The sequence below is a fragment of the Pseudomonas sp. S04 genome (assembly GCF_009834545.1).
Taxonomy (GTDB): Bacteria; Pseudomonadota; Gammaproteobacteria; order Pseudomonadales; family Pseudomonadaceae; genus Aquipseudomonas.
This window is the reverse complement of the sequence record NZ_CP019427.1, coordinates 3,894,296-3,916,695: the sequence shown is the minus strand read 5'-3', so window position 1 is coordinate 3,916,695 and position 22,400 is coordinate 3,894,296. Positions and strand designations below refer to the sequence as shown.

The 22,400-nt window shown below is 63.7% G+C and carries 16 protein-coding genes; 11 read left to right on the top strand and 5 right to left on the bottom strand.

Features of this window, described 5'->3' with window-relative positions:
- Position 1 precedes the first annotated feature (1 nt).
- On the top strand, positions 2-637 hold the full coding sequence (locus PspS04_RS17295; RefSeq protein WP_159996831.1) for a response regulator transcription factor: 636 nt from the start codon (positions 2-4) through the stop codon (positions 635-637).
- A 539-nt stretch (positions 638-1,176) separates the two neighbouring features.
- Here the strand turns inward: PspS04_RS17295 and PspS04_RS17290 are convergent.
- Positions 1,177-2,106 (bottom strand): LysR family transcriptional regulator, encoded by a 930-nt coding sequence (locus PspS04_RS17290; RefSeq protein WP_159996829.1) that lies wholly within the window; start codon positions 2,104-2,106, stop codon positions 1,177-1,179.
- 98 nt (positions 2,107-2,204) lie between these two features.
- On the opposite strand from PspS04_RS17290, the gene PspS04_RS17285 reads away from it, so the two are divergent.
- The 5 genes from PspS04_RS17285 to PspS04_RS17265 all read left to right on the top strand — a co-directional run bounded on the left by PspS04_RS17285 (position 2,205) and on the right by PspS04_RS17265 (position 9,178).
- On the top strand, positions 2,205-3,068 hold the full coding sequence (locus PspS04_RS17285) for an AraC family transcriptional regulator (protein WP_159996827.1): 864 nt from the start codon (positions 2,205-2,207) through the stop codon (positions 3,066-3,068).
- A gap of 98 nt (positions 3,069-3,166) precedes the next feature.
- On the top strand, positions 3,167-4,993 hold the full coding sequence (locus tag PspS04_RS17280; RefSeq protein WP_159996825.1) for a DUF1302 domain-containing protein: 1,827 nt from the start codon (positions 3,167-3,169) through the stop codon (positions 4,991-4,993).
- Positions 4,994-5,005: 12 nt separating this feature from the next.
- Complete coding sequence (locus tag PspS04_RS17275) at positions 5,006-6,343, top strand: DUF1329 domain-containing protein (RefSeq protein ID WP_159996823.1); 1,338 nt, start codon at positions 5,006-5,008, stop codon at positions 6,341-6,343.
- A 72-nt stretch (positions 6,344-6,415) separates the two neighbouring features.
- Positions 6,416-7,771 (top strand): DUF1254 domain-containing protein, encoded by a 1,356-nt coding sequence (locus tag PspS04_RS17270; RefSeq protein ID WP_159996821.1) that lies wholly within the window; start codon positions 6,416-6,418, stop codon positions 7,769-7,771.
- Positions 7,772-7,774: 3 nt separating this feature from the next.
- Entirely contained in the window at positions 7,775-9,178 is a 1,404-nt protein-coding gene (locus PspS04_RS17265) for a DUF1254 domain-containing protein (protein ID WP_159996819.1), read from the top strand.
- Between the two features lie 599 nt (positions 9,179-9,777).
- Here PspS04_RS17265 and PspS04_RS17260 read toward each other — a convergent pair.
- Positions 9,778-11,751 (bottom strand): alkyl/aryl-sulfatase, encoded by a 1,974-nt coding sequence (locus PspS04_RS17260; RefSeq protein WP_159996817.1) that lies wholly within the window; start codon positions 11,749-11,751, stop codon positions 9,778-9,780.
- Between the two features lie 151 nt (positions 11,752-11,902).
- Between PspS04_RS17260 and PspS04_RS17255 the strand changes: the two genes are divergently transcribed.
- The 4 genes from PspS04_RS17255 to PspS04_RS17240 all read left to right on the top strand — a co-directional run bounded on the left by PspS04_RS17255 (position 11,903) and on the right by PspS04_RS17240 (position 16,832).
- On the top strand, positions 11,903-12,574 hold the full coding sequence (locus PspS04_RS17255; RefSeq protein ID WP_159996815.1) for an ABC transporter ATP-binding protein: 672 nt from the start codon (positions 11,903-11,905) through the stop codon (positions 12,572-12,574).
- On the top strand, positions 12,571-15,048 hold the full coding sequence (locus PspS04_RS17250; protein ID WP_159996813.1) for an ABC transporter permease: 2,478 nt from the start codon (positions 12,571-12,573) through the stop codon (positions 15,046-15,048). Before PspS04_RS17255 ends, PspS04_RS17250 begins: the two co-directional genes overlap by 4 nt.
- Complete coding sequence (locus PspS04_RS17245) at positions 15,038-16,111, top strand: lipocalin-like domain-containing protein (protein ID WP_159996811.1); 1,074 nt, start codon at positions 15,038-15,040, stop codon at positions 16,109-16,111. The genes PspS04_RS17250 and PspS04_RS17245 overlap by 11 nt, the downstream gene beginning before the upstream one ends.
- Positions 16,112-16,253: 142 nt before the next feature.
- Positions 16,254-16,832 (top strand): hypothetical protein, encoded by a 579-nt coding sequence (locus tag PspS04_RS17240; protein ID WP_159996809.1) that lies wholly within the window; start codon positions 16,254-16,256, stop codon positions 16,830-16,832.
- 279 nt (positions 16,833-17,111) lie between these two features.
- Here the strand turns inward: PspS04_RS17240 and hglS are convergent, their stop codons facing one another.
- From hglS to PspS04_RS17225, 3 genes are all read right to left on the bottom strand, one after another.
- Positions 17,112-18,509 carry a 2-oxoadipate dioxygenase/decarboxylase HglS gene (gene hglS, locus PspS04_RS17235; protein WP_174244584.1) on the bottom strand — a complete coding sequence of 466 codons (1,398 nt, stop codon included), beginning with the start codon at positions 18,507-18,509 and terminating at the stop codon, positions 17,112-17,114.
- 180 nt (positions 18,510-18,689) lie between these two features.
- Positions 18,690-19,619: an alpha/beta fold hydrolase gene (locus PspS04_RS17230; protein ID WP_159996805.1), complete on the bottom strand. Its 930-nt coding sequence runs from the start codon at positions 19,617-19,619 to the stop codon at positions 18,690-18,692.
- A gap of 20 nt (positions 19,620-19,639) precedes the next feature.
- On the bottom strand, positions 19,640-21,094 hold the full coding sequence (locus tag PspS04_RS17225; protein WP_159996803.1) for a flavin-containing monooxygenase: 1,455 nt from the start codon (positions 21,092-21,094) through the stop codon (positions 19,640-19,642).
- 227 nt (positions 21,095-21,321) lie between these two features.
- On the opposite strand from PspS04_RS17225, the gene PspS04_RS17220 reads away from it, so the two are divergent.
- Entirely contained in the window at positions 21,322-22,395 is a 1,074-nt protein-coding gene (locus PspS04_RS17220; protein WP_095171886.1) for a diguanylate cyclase, read from the top strand.
- Positions 22,396-22,400 lie beyond the last annotated feature (5 nt).

Genomic DNA, 22,400 nt, shown 5'->3' with positions numbered 1-22,400 from the left:
AATGGCGGGTGCGACAGAACACGTGGTGTATGTGGTCGACGATGACCAGGGCATGCTCGACTCAACGGTCTGGCTGCTCGAATCGGTGGGGCTCAAGGCCTTGCCGTTTACCAGTGGGGTCGAGTTTCTCAATGCCTGCGATGCCAGCCTCGATGCCTGCGTCTTGCTTGATGTGCGCATGCCCGGCATGGGTGGCTTGAACGTGCAGGAGGAAATGCGCCAGCGCGAGCTGAACCTGCCGATCATTTTTGTCAGCGGCCACGCCGATGTGCCGATTGTGGTGCGCGCCTTCAAGGCCGGGGCCCATGACTTCATCGAAAAGCCCTACAACGAGCAGTTGCTGCTGGACAGTGTGCAACAGGCGCTGAGCAATGGCGCCGCGGGCCGCTCCGGCAACCAGGGGCACCAGGCCTTGCAGGCGCGCCTGCAGACGTTGACCCCACGGGAGCGCGATGTGTTGTTGCCGTTGGTACAGGGTTACACCACTCGGGAGATTGCCGAGCAATTGGGGGTCAGTGCCAAGACTGTCGACTTGTATCGTTCGCGGGTGATGAAGCGGATGTTGGCGCAGACTTTGCCGGATTTGGTGGGGATGGCGATTGCGGCGGGGTTGGTTGATCCGCTGCGGTTGCGGTGATTTTTTTTGGGGGGGAGGGTGGGTACATATCCGTTGCTGCGGTAACGGCGGCTTAGGGTTTCGCCCTTACGGCGAGGCACTTTTGTCAGACGACACAAAAGTACCCAAAAAGTCTTGCCCCAGCGTTCGGCCCCTCGCTAAGGCTCGGGGTCCCTTCGCTACTGTGCCCATCAGGGGGCATCGCCTACGGTTTGCTTCGCTGCACCTTCGCTCAGCCTGCCGAAGGGGCGGGTGGATCAAGATCAAAAGCAAGAGCACGGCGACCTGGCAGTCGGCCTGAGTGGTAAGAGCGGGCGAGGCGGCCTACCGGCCGACCTGTTTGCCCTGGTGTCGCGTTCCCTTGTGGGAGCGGGCTTGCCCGCGATGGCGATCTGCGCCACACCGCATTTCTCGACAATACCCCAACCCCCGTAGCAGCTGCCGAGCCCGCGAGGCTGCGTTCGAGGACGTAGTCCTCGCCGCCTTTCAATCCTGCCGACGGTGCAGGGGGATCAAGATCAAAAGTCGCCGCACGGCGATCTGCTTGTCGGCCGGGTGGGTTATACCATCGCGCCTTCCACTTCCAGCAAGCGTCGATCCACCCGCACAATCGCATCGACCATGGCCAGGGCCGCCGGGGTCAGGGAGTGTCCGGCGCGGCTGACGATACCGTAATGCAGCTGCAGTCCCGGGTCGTCTGTGGGGATGTCGGTGAAGCTCAGCAGGCTGATTTCGCCCTTGAGCACCAACTCGCTCAAGGCTTCCATGGTGGCGAGGCCCACGGCGTCGGAGCGCATTACTACGCGGCGGATCGCGTCGAACTGGGCACATTCCACGCGGGTCTCGAAGTCGGCTTCGCCCTGCACGTCGGCGAGGATTTTGCGGATCATCGGCGGGATCCGCGTGCCCACCACCGGGTAGTCGAGCAGGGCCCGCAGTGCCAGCGGCCGGCCGTGGCTCAAGGGGTGTCCGGCGCGGCAGAAGAACCGCCCGCGACGGGGTCGCAGTAACTGCACCTGGTACTGCGGATCGCCGGTGAAATAGCGCGAATCGGCGACCAGGAATTCGATCTGCTGCTCCTTGAGCCAGCCTGCCAGTTGTTCCCAGTCACCCTGGTGAAAGCGGGTACGGATGGCCGGGTGGGCGCTGATGAATTCGGCCAGGGCTTCGGGCACCAGCAATTGCGCCGGGTAGGGCCCACAGCCGAAATGCAGCTCACCGCCGGTCAGGCCGTTGTATTGCATCAACTCGTTGTGCAGCGCCTGGCTGCCCGCCAGCAGGCGTCGGGCATGCTGCAGCACCAGTTGGCCCTGGCCGGTCAGGCGAAACTCGCGGCTGCTGCGCTCCACCAGCGCACAATCGAGGTCGCGCTCCAGGGTCTGGATGCTGCGACTGAAGGCCGGTTGGCTGAGGTTGATCGCCTCGGCCGCCCGCACAAAACTGCGGTAATCGGCCAGGGCCACCAGGTGGCGAAGCTGACGGAGGTCCACTATGCGTCTCCTGCATTCGTTGGATACTTTTAATGCATTTGATCGATAGCATACGGGCTGGCATAAGTACAACCCTCTTTTGCCTGCAGCGCTCGCTCATGCCTGATCAAACGTTCGCCTCCAGTGCCTTCACCCGCACCATCCTCAGTCATGCCCGCCAGGTCGGCCTGTGTGAGCAAGTCTTGTTGCAGCGTGCCGGTATCAGCCTGTCCTGGCTCGACGACCAGCATCAGCACATCCCGGCGCACCTGGTGGAACAGTTGTGGCGTGAATGCGAGAACGCCGGCGTTGGGCGCCACTTCGGCTGTGACCTGGTCAATGGCATGGCCACCAGTTGCCTGCAAGGCATGAACATCCTGCTGGACTCGGCCGCCACCTTGCGCGCCAGCCTGCGCTGTTTTACCGACTATCTGCCGCGGGTCACCAACCATGTCCTGGCCGAGCTCGAGGAAAGCACCGACGAGGCCCGTCTGCACCTGCGCCCGGCCCGGCAGATGCCGCATTTTTTTGGCCTTGATGCTGCCACCTTGAGCCTGGTGCGCAACATTTCGCGGCGAGTTGGCCTGGCACCGGCCCAGTTGTTCAGCCGCGTGCGCCTGGCACCCGGGCAGGCGGCTGGCGAATGGCTGGATGGGCAGGGGGTCAGCACCGAGGTGGCCGAGCACCCGTGTCTGATCCTGCCAAGGCTCAGCCTGGAACTGCCCGTGCTCAGCGCCCATCCCTTTTTGCACCAGAGCATGCTGCGCCACTGGCAAGCGGCGGCGCCCAACGAGACCCGCACTGACAGCCTGGAGTTGGCGCGGCACTGGTTGACCGCTGGCGACCAGCCGATCGAGCGGATTGCCGAGCGCCTGGGTTATCGCCAGCCGAGCAATTTCATCCGCGCCTTCCGCAAGCAGTTCGGTATCACCCCCAAGCAGTTTCGCCTTGGGCACTTCCAGGGTTGCGCTGACCCGGCCTAAAAAGCCGGATGATCATTTTTTGTCGCGCCACGCTTGCGCCTGTTGTTGGATTGTTGGGCATTTTGACCGGGCTGAGTACATCTGACCGGAGCCTAATAATGATAAAAACATGCTCGGCCAACGCCTGCGTCGCGCCACGACGCAAAAGGCTTGGCCACACCCGACCGCAACCGCTAGCCCTGGCCATCCTGGCGGCCATGGTCGCGCCTGCCCAGGCGACCACCTTCGAGTTCAACGAAGACTGGAGCCTGTCGACCAAGACCACCCTGTCCCTGGGCAGCAGTTGGTCGACGCAAAATCCCGACAAAAGCATGATGACCCGGGCCAATGCCCTCCAGGCACAGCATGTGCAGGCCAATGGCAGCAGCGTCAGCGCCGACGACAACCGGCTGAACTTCGAGAAGGGCGACCAGATCTCGCAGATCTTCAAGGGCCTGACCGATTTCAGCCTTGATGGACAAGGGCAGGGGGCCTTTCTGCGGTTCAAGTACTGGTACGACGAGGCCTACGAAAACGGCGAAGGACGCTTCAAGCAGTTCGACGATTCGGGCTGGGACGACTTGTCCAAGTTCAAGGGTTTCAAGACCCTGGACGCCTATCTGTGGAAGGACTTCGTGGTCGCTGACCGCCCGCTCAACGTCAAGGTCGGCAACCAGGTGTTGTCCTGGGGTGAGTCGCTGCTGATCCAGAACGGCATCAACGTGATCAACCCGCTGGACGTCTCGGCGTTCAACCGTCCCGGGGTGGAGATCAAGGAAGGCCAGTTGCCGGTGGAGATGCTCTCCTTCAGCCTCGGCCTGACCGACACCCTGAACCTGGAAGGCTTTTACCAGTACAACTGGCGGCCCAGCGTGCTCGACGGCTGCGGCACGTTTTTCGCCAGCAGCGACGCGATCCAGAAGGGCTGCGGACCGCTGTACCTGAGCCAGGTGCAGACCGATCAGCAAATGCAGAGCGCCGGGCTCTACGCCACCTCCCGTGGCAACGAATCGCCGTCCGATAACGGCCAGTTCGGCTTTGCCCTGCGCAACATGATCCCGGCGCTGAACGACGCGGAAGCGGCGATCTACTTCATCAACTATCACTCGCGCCTGCCGTACTTCACCCTCGACGCGCGGGATGTCACCCAGCCCGGGACGTTCCCCGGCGGCATCCAGAACCCCAGCTATGCGGCGGCGTTCCCCGAGGACATTCGCCTGTACGGTTTCAGCCTCAATGGCGTCGAGCCGAATTCGGGCATCTCCCTGGCCGGCGAAATCAGCTACCGGCCGAACATGCCGCTGGCGATCAACGCCCCGGACATCAACGTTGCGGTGATTTCCGGGCCGGGCGGCAGCTCCTGGGTCGACCTGCCGAGCGGGTTTGATAACACCCATGGCGACCGCTACGACGGCTGGGTACGCAAGGGCGTGTGGCAGATGACCGGTTCGGCGACCCAGGCCTACGACAACATCCTCGGTGCCACGCGCCTGAGCCTGTTCGGCGAGGCCGGGGTGGTGCACATCGAGGACCTGGGTGACGAGCGCCTGGGACGCAACGCCGCCTTTGGCCGCAGCAGCCCGAAAAATGGCGCGCAGTGCAACACCGTGGCCTCGGGTGTGACCAACCAATATTGCACCGACAAGGGCTTCGCCACCGACTGGTCCTGGGGTTATCGCCTGCGTGCCAGCCTGGAATACAGCGACGTGTTCCCGGGGGTCAACCTGATCCCGGCGGTCAACTGGCGCCATGACGTCTCGGGTTATTCCTATGACCCCCAAGGGCCGTTCCAGGAAGGCCAGCAAGCGCTGGGCCTGAGCCTGACCGCCAACTACCTCAACGACTACAGCGTGGAGCTGGCCTACAACAGCTTCTTCGGCTCGAACGACTACAGCACCCTGGACGACCGCGATTTTGCCTCGGTCAGCTTCAAGGTCGACTTCTAAGGAGTATCAGTGATGCGTATGCAACTTTGTGTGCTGGCCCTGGCCTGCGCGGCGAGCCTGGCGCAGGCCAAAGGCAGTGATCCGGCGGCCCTGGGCAAGACCCTGACGCCGATGGGGTCGGAAATGGCCGCCAACGCCGACGGCAGTATTCCAGCCTGGACCGGGGGCCTGGCGGGCAACGCCGGCACGGTCGACGCCAAGGGCGGGTACAGCGACCCCTACGCCAGTGAGAAGCCGCTGTTCACCATCACCGCGCAAAACCTGGCGCAGTACCAGAAGTTTCTGAGCCCGGGGCAAGTGGCGATGTTCAAGCGCTACCCCGATACCTACAAGATGCACATCTACCCCACGCACCGCAGCGCCAACCTGCCCAAGACGGTGCTCGAGCAGAGCCGGGAAAACGTCGCCAAGACCAGCCTGGCCGATGGCGGCAACGGCCTGCACGACTACGTCCACGGCATTCCGTTCCCGCTGCCCACCGAAGCCCTGGAGGTGATGTGGAACCACATGACCCGCTACCGTGGCGGCAGCTACGAGCGCATCAGCAGCTCGGCTTTGGTGCGCGAGAACGGCGCCACCAGCTACGTGCGCAACCAGTCGTTGATCAACTTCGCCGACACCATCAGCGGGCTTGAGCCGGGCAACAACACCCTGTTCATGTTCAAGAGCCGGGTGCTGGAACCGGCCCGTCTGTCCGGTGAAGCGGTGCTGGTGCACGAGCCGATCGACCAGGTGGCCGAGCCGCGTTCAGCCTGGCAATACCTGCCGGGGCAGCGTCGGGTGCGTCGTGCGCCGATGATCGCCTACGACAACAGCGCCCGTTACAGCAACGGCCTGATTACTGCCGACAACATCGATGGCTACAACGGTGCGCCGGACCGTTTCGACTGGAAGCTGGTGGGCAAGCAAGAGCTGTACATCCCCTACAACAGCTACAAGATCGGCAGTCGCGACCTCAAGTACGACGCGGTGATCAAGCCCAACCACGTCAACCAGGACCTGGCCCGTTACGAGAAGCACCGGGTCTGGGTGGTGGAAGCCACGCTCAAGCCCAATGCCCGGCATATCTACGGCAAGCGTCGGTTCTATGTCGATGAAGACAGCTGGCAGATCGCGCAATCGGATCAGTACGACAGCCGTGGCGAACTGTGGCGCAGCGGTGAGTTGCACGCGATCCAGCACTACGATCACGGGTTCACCTACAACGTCCTGGAAACCTCGTACGACCTGATCGCCGGGCGCTACTACGCCGGAGGCCTGGCCAACGAAGAGACCGAGCCGATGCGCGTGGGTTTTGCCGCCAAGACCGACGACTACACCCCCTCGGACCTGCGACGCTGGGCCAAGTAACCCGTCCTGCGGGGCCCGCTCCTACAAAGCGGGCACTGAGCGCCGCATTCATTGCTGTCAGGAGACATTTCCATGCGCCACTGGATTTCCGCATTAGCCTTGGGGCTCAGCGCGAGCACCGTACAAGCCGCCAGCCTCGATCAACCGCAAGCCCGGGCCCTGGCCCAAGAGGCTTATGTGTTTGCCTACGCCACCGGCGAACACCTCAAGGTGCTCAGCGCCATCGCCGCCAAGCTGCCGTTCAACGTGCTGTACAGCGAGCCACGGCTGCTCGGCCCGCAAGACAACAAAGTGGTTTCCCCGAACAACGACACCTTCTACTCGCGCGCCTTGCTCGACCTGCGCGGCGAACCCCAGGTGCTGCAAGTCCCCGAGGTCGAGGGGCGTTACTACAACTTCCAACTGGTGGACCTGCGCACCGACAACCTTGACTACATCGGCACCCGCGCGACCGGCAGCAAGGCCGGGCGCTACCTGATCGCCGGTCCAGACTGGCAGGGTGAGGTGCCGTCCGGTTTCAGCGGGGTGATTCGCTCGCCGAGCCGCGTGGTGTTCCTGATCGGGCGCACCGAGGTCAAGGGTGCCGACGATCTCACGCAGGCGGCGCAGGTGCTCAAGGGCTACGCCTTGCAGCCCCTGTCCAGGGCGCTGGGGAACCCGGCACCTGCGGCGCTGCCCACCCTGCAGTTACCGGCCTATGAAGACAGCAAACAGGGGCCGGCGGTGGCGTTGTTCGAGCGCTTCAATCGCCTCGCGGCGCTGCACCAGTGGACCCCCGCCGAACAGCAGAAGCTGGCACGCTATGCCGAAATCGGCATCCAGCCAGGCGGCGCATTCGTGCCGCCGCAAGACCTCAAGGACGCAGTGGCCGAAGGCGCCGAAGCCGGCCGCGAACAGGTGCGAGTGGCCTCCAGCAAACTGTCCGTGGAACAGCAAGGCTGGTTCCGCTCGCCGTCCAACGTCGGCAAGTTCGGTGACGATGACCTGACTCGCGCGGCTGTGGCCTGGCGCTACATCTATGCCAATGATCCTGCCGAAGCGCTGTATCCCATGGCACTGCACGACGCCCAGGGCCAACTACTCGATGGCAATAAAACCTATCGCCTGCATTTCGCCGCCGGGCAGTTGCCACCGGTGAATGCCTTCTGGTCCCTGACCCTGTACGACGGCAAGAGCCAATTGCTGGTGGCCAACCCGCTGGCGCGTTACTCCCTGGGTGATCGCAGCCCCGACCTGCGATACGACGCCGATGGCGGCCTGACCCTGACCCTGGCGCACGCGACCCCGGCACAGGACGCCCAGAGCAACTGGCTGCCGACGCCGCAAGGTCCGTTCAACCTGATGCTGCGGTTGTACCTGCCACAACAGCGGGCACTGGATGGCAGCTACTCATTACCGACCATCGAAGCCATCAAGGGCGAGGGCTGAACCATGAATGCTCCTTTCAGCCGTCGTCGTCTGCTCGCCGGCATGAGTGTGGCCGGTGCCGCACTGGCGTGTCCGAGTTGGTTGCTGGCCGCCAGCCAGGTCTACCCAACCTCTGCCGAGGATATCCAGGCCATCACCCGGGACGCGTGGATCTACGCCTACCCGATGCTGATGCACTACCAGACCATGGAAAAGCAGGTGCTCGACCCCAGTGCTGCCGAGTATGTCGGCGGCTTCAATCGCTTTCGTCACTACAGCAGCCTGTACACGCCGAAGAACCGCGAAATTGTCACGCCGAACAATGACACGCCGTACTCCTGGGCCTGGCTGGACCTGCGCAGTGAGCCACAGGTCTTGAGCGTGCCGGCAGTGGCCGAGGACCGTTACTACGTGCACCAGCTGGTGGATCAATACACCCACAACTTTGCCTATGTCGGGGTGCTGAGCACCGGGCGGGAGGCGGGGGACTACCTGATCGCCGGGCCCGCCTGGACGGGCGCAACCCCGGCCGGGATCAAGGCCGTGCTGCGCAGTGAAACCGAGATCGTCATGGTGCTGGGCCGCACCGCGCTGAAGAACACCGAGGACATGCCGGCGGTGCGTGCCTTGCAGCAGCAGTATCGCCTGCGCTCGCTGCACGAGTATGCCGGCACCCCGGCACCCGTAGCGGCACCCGCCATCGCGTGGCAGGCGTGGGACAGCAAGACCGGGCTGGGGCCGGGGTTCATCAACCAGTTGAACCAGATCCTCACGCTGTGTCCGGTCCAACCGAGCGAGCAAGCGTTGCGTGAACGCTTTGCGCGGATCGGCGTCGTTGCGGGGCAAGCTTTTGATCCGGCCGCGTTGTCTGCCCAGCAGTTGCAGGCATTGCTGGCGGGTATCCAGCAGGCCCAGGCAGAGATGAAGGTCGCCGGGGCCAAGGTCCGTAGCACCCTGGGCATGTTCGGCAACCGCGAAGCCATGCACAACAACTACCTCAACCGTGCCCTGGGGGCGGCCATGGGTATCTACGGCAACAGCGTCGAAGAGGCGTTCTACACCGGCAGCCAGCAGGACAACCAGGGTCAGTCGTTGGTGGGCGGGCGCCGCTACCGCCTGCGCTTTGCCCCGGGGCAGTTGCCACCGGCCAGCGAATTCTGGTCACTGACCCTCTACGACCTGCCGGACCGGCAACTGGTGGCCAACCCCATCGATCGCTATTGCCTGAGCAGCCGCGATCACCTGCAGCCGGACGCCGACGGTGGTCTGACCCTGCTGGTGCAGAGCACCGCCCCCGAGACCTCGAGCAACTGGTTGCCGGCCCCACAAGACGGCGCCTTCACCCTGATCCTGCGCCTGTACGGCCCCGAGCGGCAGGTGATCGAGCAGCGTTGGCAGATGCCGGCGGTGGAGATCGTCCAGGCCTGACCCACCGGCATCGCGAGCACCCCAAACCACCGTGGGAGCGGGCTTGCCCGCGATGGGGCCAGCCCATTCAACATCGATGGTGCCTGACACACCGCCATCGCGGGCAAGCCCGCTCCCACAGGTTTGCTGGGTATATGCAAAATCTGTGAACAGCCAAAATCACTGTGGGAGCGGGCTTGCCCGCGATGGGGCCAGCCCATTCAACATCGATGGTGCCTGACACACCGCCATCGCGGGCAAGCCCGCTCCCACAGGTTTGCTGGGTATATGCAAAATCTGTGAGCACCCAAAACTACTGTGGGAGCGGGCTTGCCCGCGATGGGGCCAGCCCATTCAACATCGATGGTGCCTGACACACCGCCATCGCGGGCAAGCCCGCTCCCACAGGTTTGCTGGGTATATGCAAAATCTGTGAGCACCCAAAATCACTGTGGGAGCGGGCTTGCCCGCGATGGGGCCAGCCCATTCAACATCGATGGTGCCTGATACACCGCCATCGCGGGCAAGCCCGCTCCCACAGGTTTGATGTGGTGCATACAGAATCTGTGAACAGCCAAAACCACCGTGGGGGCGGGCGCCCGCTTGCGGCTTGCCCGCGATCAGGGCGTAACCACATTGAACTGCGGGCTGAAGGTGTCCAGGCTGCCCAGCAGTTGGCCCAGTTTCTTGCCGTCGCCCTGCAACTTGACCAGGCCTTTCTGGATCGCCGTCGGGAAGTCCAGTTGCTTGAGGCTGATTTGCTCCAGGGTGGCCTTGCTCATGCTGACGCTGGCGTCGGCCTGGGGATTGCTGCCGCTGCGGTGGGTCAGCACGCCGTTGCGCAAGGTCAGGTTGTAGGCCTGGTTCGGGTCGTCGAAGGTCCAGTTCAACGTCAGGTCATGGCCGACGGCTTTCTCGCTGTTCAGGCGAATGGCCAGGAAGTCGAAGAACATCTCCGGGGTCAGCGCCCGCACCATGTCCACCGACACCGAACTGCCGGCAGTCGGTGGCACACCATTGCGCAGTTCCATGGCGGCGGTCAGGTACATGTTGCGCCAGGTGGCGTTCTCGCTCTGGTAACCCAGTTGTTCCAGCGCCTGGGCCTGGGTTTCGCGGCCTTCGCTGTTGTCCGGCTCGGCGAACATCAACTGATTGCCCAGTTGCGTGGCCCAGCGGTAATCGCCCTTGGTCATGGCCTCGCGCATCTTGCCAATCACGGCCGCACTACCGCCGATGGCCTCGACATAATGCTTGGCGGTTTCCACCGGCGGCAGCGGGTTGAGGTTCGACGGGTTGCCGTCATAGAAGCCCATATAGCGCTGATACACCGCCCGTGAGTTGTGGCTCAGCGAGCCGTAGTAGCTGCGGGTGTACCACTTGTTCTCCAGATCGCCCGGGAGCTTTTGCATGTTCTGCGCGATCTCCATCGGCGTCAGGCCCTGGTTCAACAGGTGCAGGGTGCGGTCGTTGAGGAAGGCATACATGTCGCGCTGATCGGCGAGGAAGGTGCGGATGCGCTCGCCACCCCAGGTCGGCCAGTTGTGCTGGGCAAAGAGTACGTCGGTCTTGTCGCCGTAACGCGTCAGGCTGCTGTCCAGGTACTGCGACCAGGCCTTGGCATCGCGCACCGGGGCGCCGCGCGGAGTGAGGATGTTGTGCATCATCTGCGTAGCGTTTTCCGCCATGCACAAGGCTCGCAACTGCGGCAGGTAGAGGTTCATCTCCGACGGTGCTTCGGTGCCCGGGGTCAGTTGGAACTGCACCTCGATGCCGGCGATGGTGCGAGTCTCGATTTCCTGGCTGATCAGGTCGGTCGGCGGGATCAGGGTGATGGTGCCGCCCGATGGCGTGTTCTTGCCCATACCGGCGTCCACCTGGCCCTTGTCGCCCCGGGGCAACAGGCTGCCGAACTGGAACTGCGCACGGCGGCTCATGGCGTTGCCGGCGTAGACGTTCTCGCTCATCACATGTTCCATGAACCCCGATGGCGCGAACACCTTGACCTTGCCGGCCTTGACGTCGGCTTCGTCGATCACCCCGCGCACGCCACCGAAGTGGTCGACGTGGGTGTGGCTGTAGATCACCGCCACCACCGGCTTGTGCGCACGGTTCTGGTAGTAGAGGTCGAGGGCGGCCTTGGCGGTTTCGGCCATGGTCAAGGGGTCGATGATGATCAGCCCGTCATCGCCTTCGATGATGGTCATGTTGGCCAGGTCCAGGCCGCGCACCTGATAGATCTTGTCGCTGACTTCAAACAGCCCGGCATGGGCGCTGAGCTGGGCCAGGCGCCACAGGCTCGGGTTGACGGTGTCGGGGGCCTGGTCCTTGTCGAGGAAGGCGTAGGCCTGCATGTCCCAGATCACCTTGCCGTCGGCGCTCTTGATCTGACCCTTGAACGGGGCGATCAATCCGCGGTTGACCGACTCGTAGTCGGTGCGGTCGCTGAAAGGCAATTGCTTGAGGACGGCGGCGTTGCTGGCAGCGGTCAGGGGGCTGGCGGCGGCGGGGGCTTGGCTGGCACCAGCGGACTGGGCCAGGCAGGCGGCGATCAAGGCGGCCAGCAGGCCACGGGTGGACAGTGTGAAACGAGGCATGGAGTCTCCGTTTTTATCGTTATGGCTATTCCAGTCTTGAGCTTAGGGCGCGCACTTGGCACCCCGGCAATCGTCAAACGACAAAAACCATGCAGGGCCGATGACCCGGTCCGCTATCCTTGAGCTCTCTGTCACCGAGCGAGCGTTGCCCATGCTGGAGGTTCAAGGGGTGTTCAAGAGCTACGCCACCGCCCAGGGACCCTTGGCGGTGTTGTTGGGGGTCGACCTGCGCCTGGAACAGGGCAGTAGCCTGGCGCTGATGGGCGAGTCGGGCAGTGGAAAAAGCACGCTGCTGCACCTGGTGGCCGGGCTGGACCAGGTCGATCGCGGCAGCATCCGGATCAACCAGCAGCCGTTGGAGCGGATGAACGAACGCCAGCGGGCCCACTGGCGACGCACTGAAATCGGCCTGGTGTTCCAGCAGTTCAACCTGATCGGCAGCTTGCGCGTGGAAGACAACCTGGCCTTCCAGGCGCGTCTGGCCGGGCGCCTTGATCCGGCCTGGCAGGCGCAACTGGTGGAACGCCTGGGCCTGGGGGATCTGCTCAAGCGCTACCCGGAACAATTGTCCGGCGGCCAGCAGCAGCGCGTGGCGCTGGGTCGGGCGCTGGCCTCGCGACCGCCCTTGTTGCTGGCCGACGAGCCCACCGGCAGTCTCGATGAAAGCACCAGCGATGAGGTGCTCGACTTGATGCTCGAACTGCTCGCCGACAGCCCCAGCAGTTTGCTGATGGTCACCCACAGTCCGCGGATCGCGGCGCGGCTGGCGCAGCGGGTGGTGTTGCACGGCGGACGCCTGGTCGACTCCGGCCCGCGGTCATGAAAGTCTGGCGGGAAACCTTACGGGCGCTGCTCAGTCACTGGCGCCGGCACCCGGTGCAGTTGTTCAGTGTGCTCACCGGCTTGTGGCTGGCCAGCGGCCTGCTGACTGGGGTCGAGGCGCTGAACAGCCAGGCGCGCGACAGCTACGCCCGGGCCAGTCAGTTGATCGGCGGCGAACCCCAGGCCAGCCTCGCAGCCGTCGATGGCGCAACCTTCGGACAACAGCTGTTCGTCGAGTTGCGCCGGGCGGGCTGGCCAGTGTCGCCAGTGTTGCAGGCGCGGATCCAGCTCAAGGATCAGCCCGACCAGCGATTGCAACTACTGGGCATCGAGCCCCTGTCGTTACCCATCGGCTCGGCGCTGGCCGGACAAACCCTGAAGCTTGAGCAGATGGTCGACTTTGTCAGCCCGCCGGGACGGACCTGGATTGCCCCGACAACCTTGCAGGCCCTGGGTCTCAAGGAAGGCGACCGGCCGTTGACCACCACGGGTCGCACCTTGCCGGCGCTGCACGGGCAAGCCGACATGGCGCCCGGCGTGCTGTTGGTGGACATCGGCGTGGCGCAGCAGGTGCTGCAATTGCCCGGGCAGCTTTCGCGCCTGCTGCTGCCCAAGGAATTTGCCGCCAGCGCGCCGCCGTTGCCCGGCTCACTGGGTGCGCGCTTGCAGCTCAAACACAGTGGCGAAGAAAACAATCTGGCGCGGCTCACCGAGAGCTTTCACCTGAATCTGGATGCCTTGGGCGTGCTGTCGTTTGTCGTCGGCCTGTTTATCGTCCACGCCGCCATCGGCCTGGCCCTGGAGCAGCGCCGAGGCCTGTTCCGGACCCTGCGCGCCTGCGGTGTGAGCGGGCGGACGCTGATCGGCTGCCTGTGCCTGGAACTGGCAGGCCTGGCCTTGCTCGGCGGTCTGTTGGGGGTGGCCAGTGGTTACCTGCTGGCCAGTGTCTTGCTGCCCGACGTTGCCGCCAGCCTGCGTGGGTTGTACGGCGCCGAGGTGGCGGGGCAGTTGAGCCTCAGCCCCTGGTGGTGGTTCAGTGGCCTGGGCTTGAGCCTGTTGGGCGCCTTGCTGGCGGGGGGCAACAGCCTGCGGCGTGCGGCGCGCATGCCACTGCTGGCGCTGGCCAATCCGCAGGCCTGGCACCAGGCCCACGCCCGCTGGTTGCGACGCCAGGCCTGGGTCGCCCTGGGGGCTGCGGTGATTGGCCTGCTGGCATGGGGCTGGGGCGACAGCCTGGCCAGTGGTTTTGTGCTGATGGCAGCGCTGCTGCTGGGGGCAGCCCTGGGTTTACCGGTGCTGCTCGACGCGCTGCTGAATCTGTTGGCGCGGCGCCGGCGTTCGGTACTCGGGCAGTGGTTTCTCGCCGATTGCCGCCAGCAATTGCCGGCCCTGAGCCTGGCCCTGATGGCGCTGCTGCTGGCACTGGCCGCCAACATCGGGGCTGGCAGCATGACCGCCGGCTTTCGCCTGACCTTCAATGACTGGCTGGAGCAACGGCTCAGCGCCGAGCTCTACGTCAATCCGCAGAGCCCGGCGCAGGCCACTGCTTTGCAGGACTGGCTGCCCCGGCAAAACCTTGACGCGGTGTTGCCCAGTTGGCAGGTCGCGCTGTCGCTGCAAGGTTGGCCGGCGGACCTCTACGGGGTGATCGACGACCCCAGCTACCGTGCGCACTGGCCCTTGCTCGAAGCCCTGGGGGAGCAACCCTGGGACCAGTTGGCGACGGGGGACAGGCTGATGCTCAGCGAGCAACTGGCACGCCGGCTCAAGGTGCGCCTGGGCGATCACCTGAGCATTGCCACGCCCCAGGGGCCGTGGTCGGTACAATTGATCGGGATCTACGCCGACTACGGCAATCCCAAGGGGCACCTGTTGGTGAATGCCCAGCAGTTGCTACGGCATTGGCCAGGGCTGGCCCCCAGTCGTTTCAATCTGCGGCTGCAGCCGGCACGGATTCCCGCGCTGGTCAGTGCCTTGCACAGGGACTTTGCCCTGGATGACAGCCGCATCGTCGACCAGGCCCGACTCAAGGGCTGGTCGAGCGAGGTCTTCGAGCGCACCTTTGCCGCCACCGCGGCGCTAAATAGCCTGACCTTGGGGGTCGCCGGCGTGGCTTTGTTCATCAGCCTGTTGACCCAAAGCGAAAGTCGTCTCGGGCAATTGGCACCGCTGTGGGCGCTGGGGGTGACCCGCCGCCAGTTGATGCTGCTCAACCTCGGGCAGACCTGGCTACTGGCGTTGCTGACCCTGGTGCTGGCGTTGCCCCTGGGCATCGCGCTGGCCTGGTGCCTGGACACGGTGATCAATGTGCAGGCATTCGGCTGGCGCCTGCCGTTGCGGGTGTTTCCCCTGCAATTGGCGCAACTGATGGGGTTGGCGCTGTTGGCCACGCTGCTGGCTTCGGCCTGGCCCTTGTTCAAGCTGTACCGCAGCCAGCCTGCGGACTTGCTCAGGCGATTTGCCCATGAAAATTAACCGGCTGTCTGCGTTGCTGCTGGTGCTGGGATTGACCGGGTGCGATGAGCCGTCGGGCGACCAGGGGTTCGCCGGCCTGGGTAGCGACGCGGCAGCCTTCAGTCAGGTGACACCCGGACGCACGTTGAGCTTTCCCGCCGATCACGCCGCCCACGACGGCTATCGCATTGAATGGTGGTACCTCACGGCCAATCTCAAGGATGCCCAGGGGCGGGAGTTCGGAGTGCAGTGGACGCTGTTTCGCAACGCGCTCAAGCCCGGTCCCGAACAACCAGGTTGGGCCAGCCAGGTGATCTGGCTGGGGCACGCCGCCGTGACCTCGGCCACCGTGCACCATGCTGGCGAACGCTACGCGCGCGGCGCAGTGGGTCAGGCCGGGGTGCAGGGCGTGCCCTTTGATGCGTGGATCGATGACTGGCGCCTGAGCACCCGGGCTGATGCCCAGGAACCGCTGGCCGAGATGCAGGTGCAGGCCAGTGGCGCGGGCTTTGCCTATCAACTGCAACTGACGACCAACCGGCCATTGGTGCTGCAGGGCGAGCAGGGTTTCAGTCGCAAGTCCGAGCAGGGCCAGGCTTCGTACTACTACAGCCAGCCGTTTTTCCAGGCGCGCGGCACCCTGGAGATCGACGGCGTGCGTTACCAGGTCAGCGGCCCGGCCTGGCTCGACCGGGAGTGGAGCAGCCAGCCATTGCTGGCCGGGCAGAGCGGCTGGGACTGGTTCTCCCTGCACCTGGACAGTGGCGCGCACCTGATGCTGTTCCGGGTCCGGGAGAAAGACGGGCAAGGCTACCTCAATGGCACCTGGATCAACCCGGACGGCAGCAGCCGGAGCTTGTCACGCCAGGACATCAGCCTGACGCCCTTGGCTCGTAGCGAGGTGGCGGGGCGCCAGTTGCCAACCCAGTGGTCGCTCAAGGTGGCGGGCGAGGGGGTGGACATTCGGGTCGCGGCGCTGAACCCCAGGGCCTGGATGGCCTTGCGCATTCCTTATTGGGAGGGTCCGGTGCAAGTGAGTGGCACTCACCCGGGCACCGGTTACCTGGAAATGACCGGTTATTGAGTGGTCAGTCGCAGTCCGCGACCCTGTTCAGGAATGTTTTAGGAAAAGTGCTGATCTATGTCTATGCTCACTCGACACACAAGACTTTAGGCTTGCGTAGTAAGTCACTGCCCATATTTTATTGCACAGGGAATGTATCGCCATGAAGCTCCATACACTGACCAAAGCCATCACACTTGCCACCCTGCTTTCTACCGGCAGCCTCAGTGCCTACGCTGCGGATATTCCACTGTCGGAAGTAGTGGAGGCCAACCAGGTAATCACCAAGGTGATTTCCGTCGATGCAGCCAATCATGAAGTGGTACTCGAAGGCGCCGAAGGCAAGCCGGTGCACATCCAGTTGAGCGACAAAGCCAAGGACCTGGGCAACCTCAAGGCCGGTGACAAGGTGCAACTGGACGTTATCCGTTCGGTCGGCACGTTCCTTGATACCGATGTCGACAAGAGCCTGCCAGGCTCGGTTGAGCGGGTCGGCGAAATGCGCGCCACCGAGAACAATCCGAACCCAGGCGGCACCGCCTACCGTCAGGTCAAGGTCCAGCTGAAAATCACCGCCATTGACCTGGCGAAAAACCAGGTAACGCTGCAGAACCCGGCAGGCCTGAAAAAGACCGTGACCGTGGAAAAACCTGAGCTGCAGGCCAAGCTCAAAAACCTCAAGGTCGACCAGAGCGTGGTGGTGGTCTACACCGACGTGCTGAAGGTCACCACTGCACACTAAGATTTATTGCCGCACGATAAAACCAGACCCGGTGATGGTGACCCCATACCGGGTTTCGTTTTTTTTCGCTTATGAATTCTGTTGAAATATGTCGTGCACATTTATTCAGAATTTGTCACCGGACATATCTGCCAACTTGCATTAAAATCACCGCCGTTCGCCCAGTGCTATGGCTCTTTACCAGTGCAAGGATTGCCAGGTCATGACACTGGGCGAACTCCTCTCTAAAAAGTTCGACAAACAACATTCAGATGTACAACATTTCTGAATGTTCGTGCCTCAGTTTCGCGCTAGCAGATTCAACGCCGCGTAACACTCTTCAAGCGAACGTTGCTGCGTTTGCGCATACAACCCCAGCTCATCGATGGTCGAACGCCCCAACGCCTGCTCGAACGCGGCTTGGTTGGAGTGCTGTGCATAGTGGGTCTGGGCGGCATCGCCGAGGTTCGACTGGAAGATCCCAGCGGCGCTGACTGGCAGGAAATCCTCGTACACCAGCGGCTCGAACCGCAGGAAACCGGCCTGCAGCAAAGCGTCCAGGCTCAGGCCCGCGAGCGCTTGGGCAGGGGCGGCGCGGCCTTGTTCAGTGACGAAAAACCGGAAGTAGGCCAGGCCTTGCTCACGCAGGGCGGCGTAGCTGTCCGGGAACGCTTCGAAGTGCTGGTGCATCAGGCGGTTGTAGCGTTCGGCGTTGGCTTCGTTGGGGAAGTCCTGCAGCTCGTCGCGGGCGGCATTCAGCAGCCGGTCATAAAGAGCCCGGCCTTGGGGCGTAAGGGCAGCGCCGCGTTGCTCGATTTCGCCGAAGCGCGCGCTGTGGCTGCCACTGGCCTGCTGCTGGTCGGTGAAGGCGATGGCTTCATCCAGCGCCTTGAAGCTGGTCTGGCGCAGCAGGATCGGGCACTGGCGACGGGGTGGGCCTTCGATGACGGCCTTGGGGGTGATGCCATGACTGGGCATCTGCGCCTGCACGATGTCGATGTCCAGGGTGCGCGGAGTCAGGTGGTTGATGTGCGGGCCCTTGAACGCCACCACATCGGCGACCAGCCGGTGCTGGGCACTCAGTTGCTGGTACTGCGCGGCGGTGACTGTGGCGTGGTGGTGCCAGCGGAAGGTCTCCAGTGCCTGTTCGACAAACGCCTCGGCCTGGGCTTCGTCGAGACCGCCTTGCTGTTCGGCCTGGTCGATCAGTTCCAGGGCCTGGGTGGTGAAGATCGAGCGCCGGGCCAGCACCGATTCGGCAAAGGCGCGCAACTCGGGGTCGGCGATCAGTTCCAGGCGCAGCAGCGAGGTGAACACACGAAACGGGCTGATCTGCAGGGCGCTTTCATGCACCGCGCGAAACGCCGTGGAATGCACCGGCACCCCGGCCGGGGTAAGGTCGTAGTAACCCACCGGCTCCATGCCCATTACCGCAAACAGCCGGCACAGGGTGGCCAGTTCGCTGGCGCTGCCGACGCGGATCGCGCCATGGCGCTCGAGGTCCAGGCGGTCGATTTCACCGGTCGCGCGCAGTCGCCGGGCGATGGCCGGATCCTGCTCCAGCACCTGGGCGTTGGTCTGGGCTACCAGCTCCATCAAGGCGCCGTACAGCGGCACTTCTTCGCGGTACATGTCCGACATCGCCCGCGAGAAGCGTTGGCGGATCAGGTCAGGGCTGACGACGTTCTGGTTGCTCATGAATAGAAATCCCGGCGCAGTGACAGTGAAGTAGGCCGATTCTGTTCGGCGCTGGCGAGGCTTGCAAACGAAGTTTCTTCCGAACTTCATTCTGCAAACGACTGCTGCACAGCTCGTTATCACGTCTCTAGCTGTCGGCTGCGCGTATCAGTAGTTTTTCGACTGCCCTCTGGCGGCGGGCTAACGCCGCGGGCGCTCGAGAAACTGCCGAAACAAGGCTGCAGTCTGCGCCGGGCGTTCGACCATCGGCATGTGGCCGATACCGTCCCAGATTTCCAGGCGGGCGCCAGCGATGCCCTTGGCCCAGACCTCGGCGCTGCTGACATGCAGCAAGCGGTCTTCGCGCCCCCACAGCAGCAAGGTGGGAGCATGGATCTGCGCCAGCCGGGAGCCGATCGGCTGGCTGGCGTGAAAGTCCTCGAAGATCTCCGCCAGCTCTTCGCGCCGGTCCTGGTAACGTTCGGCAATGGCCGCCAGCACCACGCCCGGGACCCAGGGCGGGGATGCCATGGTCATCCGATAGAGCTGCTTGAAGTCGGCTGGCGAGTGGATCAGGAACGGATTAATGCCGGCGGCCAGCAACCGCTCCATGTCGCTGGGCTCGGGCGAGCTCAGGCCTGCGGGGTCGATCAGCGTCAGCGAAGCGATACGTCCTGGGTGGGCGGCCGCCAGCCACGCGGCGACGTAGCCGCCCATGGAATTGCCGATCACGTGGACCTTGCCGATCCCGCAGGCATCGAGCAACTGGATCATCCGTTCGGCCTGGGTCGGGATGTCATAGCCGCCACCGGCCTTGAACCCGGTTTCGCCATGCCCGGCCTGGTCGGGGATGATCACCCGGCAGTCGTCGACAAAATGCCGGGCGAAGCGCAGCCAGATGGTTTTGTCGGCGCTGTAGCCGTGGAGCAGCAGGAGGGTCCGGTCCGGCGTGTCAGGCCCGCCCTGGTAGGTGACCATGCCCATTTCGGCAATCGGCATGGTGATTTTTTCCAGGCGATACAGGCGCGCCTCCAACGCCGTGCTGGCGTCGTACAGCAGGTGGCCGAGACGCGGCCAGGTGCGCCAGGTCCAGTAGGCCAGCAGCAGCGCAAGGATCAGCACAATTACCATCGCGTTCTCCCCAGTACTCGTCAGGACAGGATGTGGTCGCCCGGTTTCAGTCGGCGCGTCAGTTGGTGGTAGCTGAAACTGAATCCGGGAAACATCGCGATCACGTGACCGCTCTTGCTTTGATACCAGCTGTGGCAGCCACCGGATTTCCACACGGTGCGCTGCATCTGCTGGTGGATCATTTCGGTATAGGCGCTTTCGGCCTCCTTGCGTACTTCTATGCTGCGCAGGCCCTGCGCCTTGAGGGTGCGAATGCAGTCGAGGATGTAGTTCATCTGCGACTCGATGATGAACAGCGCCGAGGTATGGCCAATGCCAGTGTTGGGGCCGGTGACGATAAACAGGTTGGGAAAGTCCGGCAGGCTGGTACCCAGGTAGGCGCGTGGGTAGAGCGCCCAGACGTCGCTCAGGCGAGTGCTGTGTTTACCCAGCACCGGATAATTGATCACCCCGTCGGTGGCGTCGTAGCCGGTGGCCCAGACGATCAGGTCGAGCTCCAGGTGCTGGCCGTCGAGGGTGCGGATGCCCCGTTCGTCCAGTGCGGCGATGCCCTGGTCGCGGCCGTGCAGGGTAACGTTGGCGCGGCTCAGCGCCGGGTACAGGGTGCTGGACAGAATCACCCGCTTGCAGCCGATGGTGAAGTCCGGGGTGAGCTTTTGTCGCAGCTGCGGGTCCGGCACCTGGCGCTTGAGATGATTGAGCGCTTGCCGTTGCACCAGCTTGAGGGCGGTTTTCGAATACTTGAAGGCAATCACCCGGGTTTCGAATTGCCAGTAGATCAGCCAGCGCAGCAGCTTGTAGGCCGGCTTGAGTCCCAGCAGCCAGCGCTGGAAGCGGCCGAAACTGCGGTCGGCGCGGGGCAGCACCCAATGCGCGGTGCGCTGGAACACATGCAAGTGGGCGACCTGCGGCGCAATGCTGGGAATGATCTGCGCCGCGCTGGCACCGCTGCCGACGATGGCGACCCGCTTGTTGCGGTAGTCGTAGCGGTGATCCCAGGCATTGCTGTGAAAGGTGCTGCCGGCAAAACGTGGCAGGCCCTCGAACGCCGGGATCACCGGTTGGCTCAGCGGTCCGGAGGCGTTGATCAGGAACTGCGCCCGGAAGGTGCCTTTGCCACGGGTGAAGACCTGCCATTGCCGGGCGTTGTCGTCCCATTCGACCCGCTCGACATCGGCCTGCAACTCGACCTTGTCACGCAGTTGGTAGTGCTCGACCACATGTTGGGTGTAGCGGTGCAGCTCGGCCTGCTCGGCGAACATCTGCGTCCAGGGCCAGGAGGCGAACGACAGGGAGTAGAGCGGGGAGGGCACATCGACTGCGGCGCCGGGGTAGGTATTCTGACACCAGGTGCCGCCAGAAAAATCACGCCGCTCCAGCAGACGGAAGTCGTCGATACCTGCCTTGAGCAGATTGACTGCCGCACACTGGCCGCCAAAACCGCTGCCGATGATCAGAACCTGGTAGGTGTGCATGCTCCTCCTCGTTTTTCGTCGTGCCGCACACCCGCGCCAGCGGTGCGATGAGTCCCTGTCATTTATAGTCAATCTTTCGGCGCAGGGTAGGCTGGGCCGGCTTTTTCTGGCTGCTGGACGGTGATGGCAATTTGACGTTGCCCTGATAGACTCCGATGTGTTGCCGTCTGCGGGACTAGCTGTCGCAGGGTTCCCATCTGCCGTACCAAGAGGAGCTTTGGCCCCCTATGCAACCTGTTGCAGGAAAGGGACTTTCAATGGCCAAGAGGCTGTACACCTCGCGCTCCCTCGGCCTGGTGCTGGGCCTGTTGTGCGTGGGTGCGGCGCTGCTGCCGCTCAAGCCGCCGGTCTGGCTGGTGGCATTGATGCTGTTCAACGGCCTGGTATGGCCGCACCTGGCGTACCAGTGGACCCGCCGCTCGGCGGTGCCGTATCGCGCGGAATATCGCAACCTGTTGCTTGACTCGTTCATGGGCGGCTTCTGGGTGGCGGCCATGCAGTTCAACCCGTTACCCAGCGTTGCCACACTGTCGATGATGGCCATGAACAACGTGGCCATTGGCGGTTTGCGCTTCCTGCTCGCCGGTCTATTGGCCCAACTGCTGGGGTTGGGGCTTGGGCTGTTGTTGTTCCTGCCGGCCTTCATCCCGCCGACCAGTTCCTTGCAGATGTATGCCTGCTTGCCGTTGCTGACTTTCTACCCACTGGCACTCGGTTGGATCTGCTTTCGCCAGACCCATGCCCTGGGCAAAAGCAAACGTGAACTGTTGGCCCTGAGTCGCACCGACAGCCTGACCGGGCTGCTGAACCACGGGGCCTGGAAAGACGCCCTGGAAATCGAGTTCCAGCGCTGCCAGCGTCAGCAGGCCGGCGGGGCGATTGCCTTGATCGACATCGATCACTTCAAGTCGATCAACGACACCTACGGGCATGTCGCCGGGGACATTGTGCTGCGCCAGTTGAGCAAGATCCTCAAGCAGAACCTGCGCGCCACGGACGTCGCAGGGCGTTACGGCGGGGACGAGTTCTGCGTGATCCTCCCCGACGTGCCGCTGGCCCATGCGGTCCAGGCGATGGACGCCCTGCGCGACCGTTTCTCGGGCCTGGGCTATGAACAGAGCCCGACCCTGCAAGTCAGCCTGAGCATCGGCCTGGCGGCGTTCAACCCGATGCACAGCGACGCCACGCAATGGCTCAGCGACGCCGACCTGGCGCTGTACGCCGCCAAGACCACCGGCCGCAACCGCGTCATCTGCCACGCCGACGGGCTGGTCCAGCGCGTGGCCATAGGGGTCCCGTAGCAGCT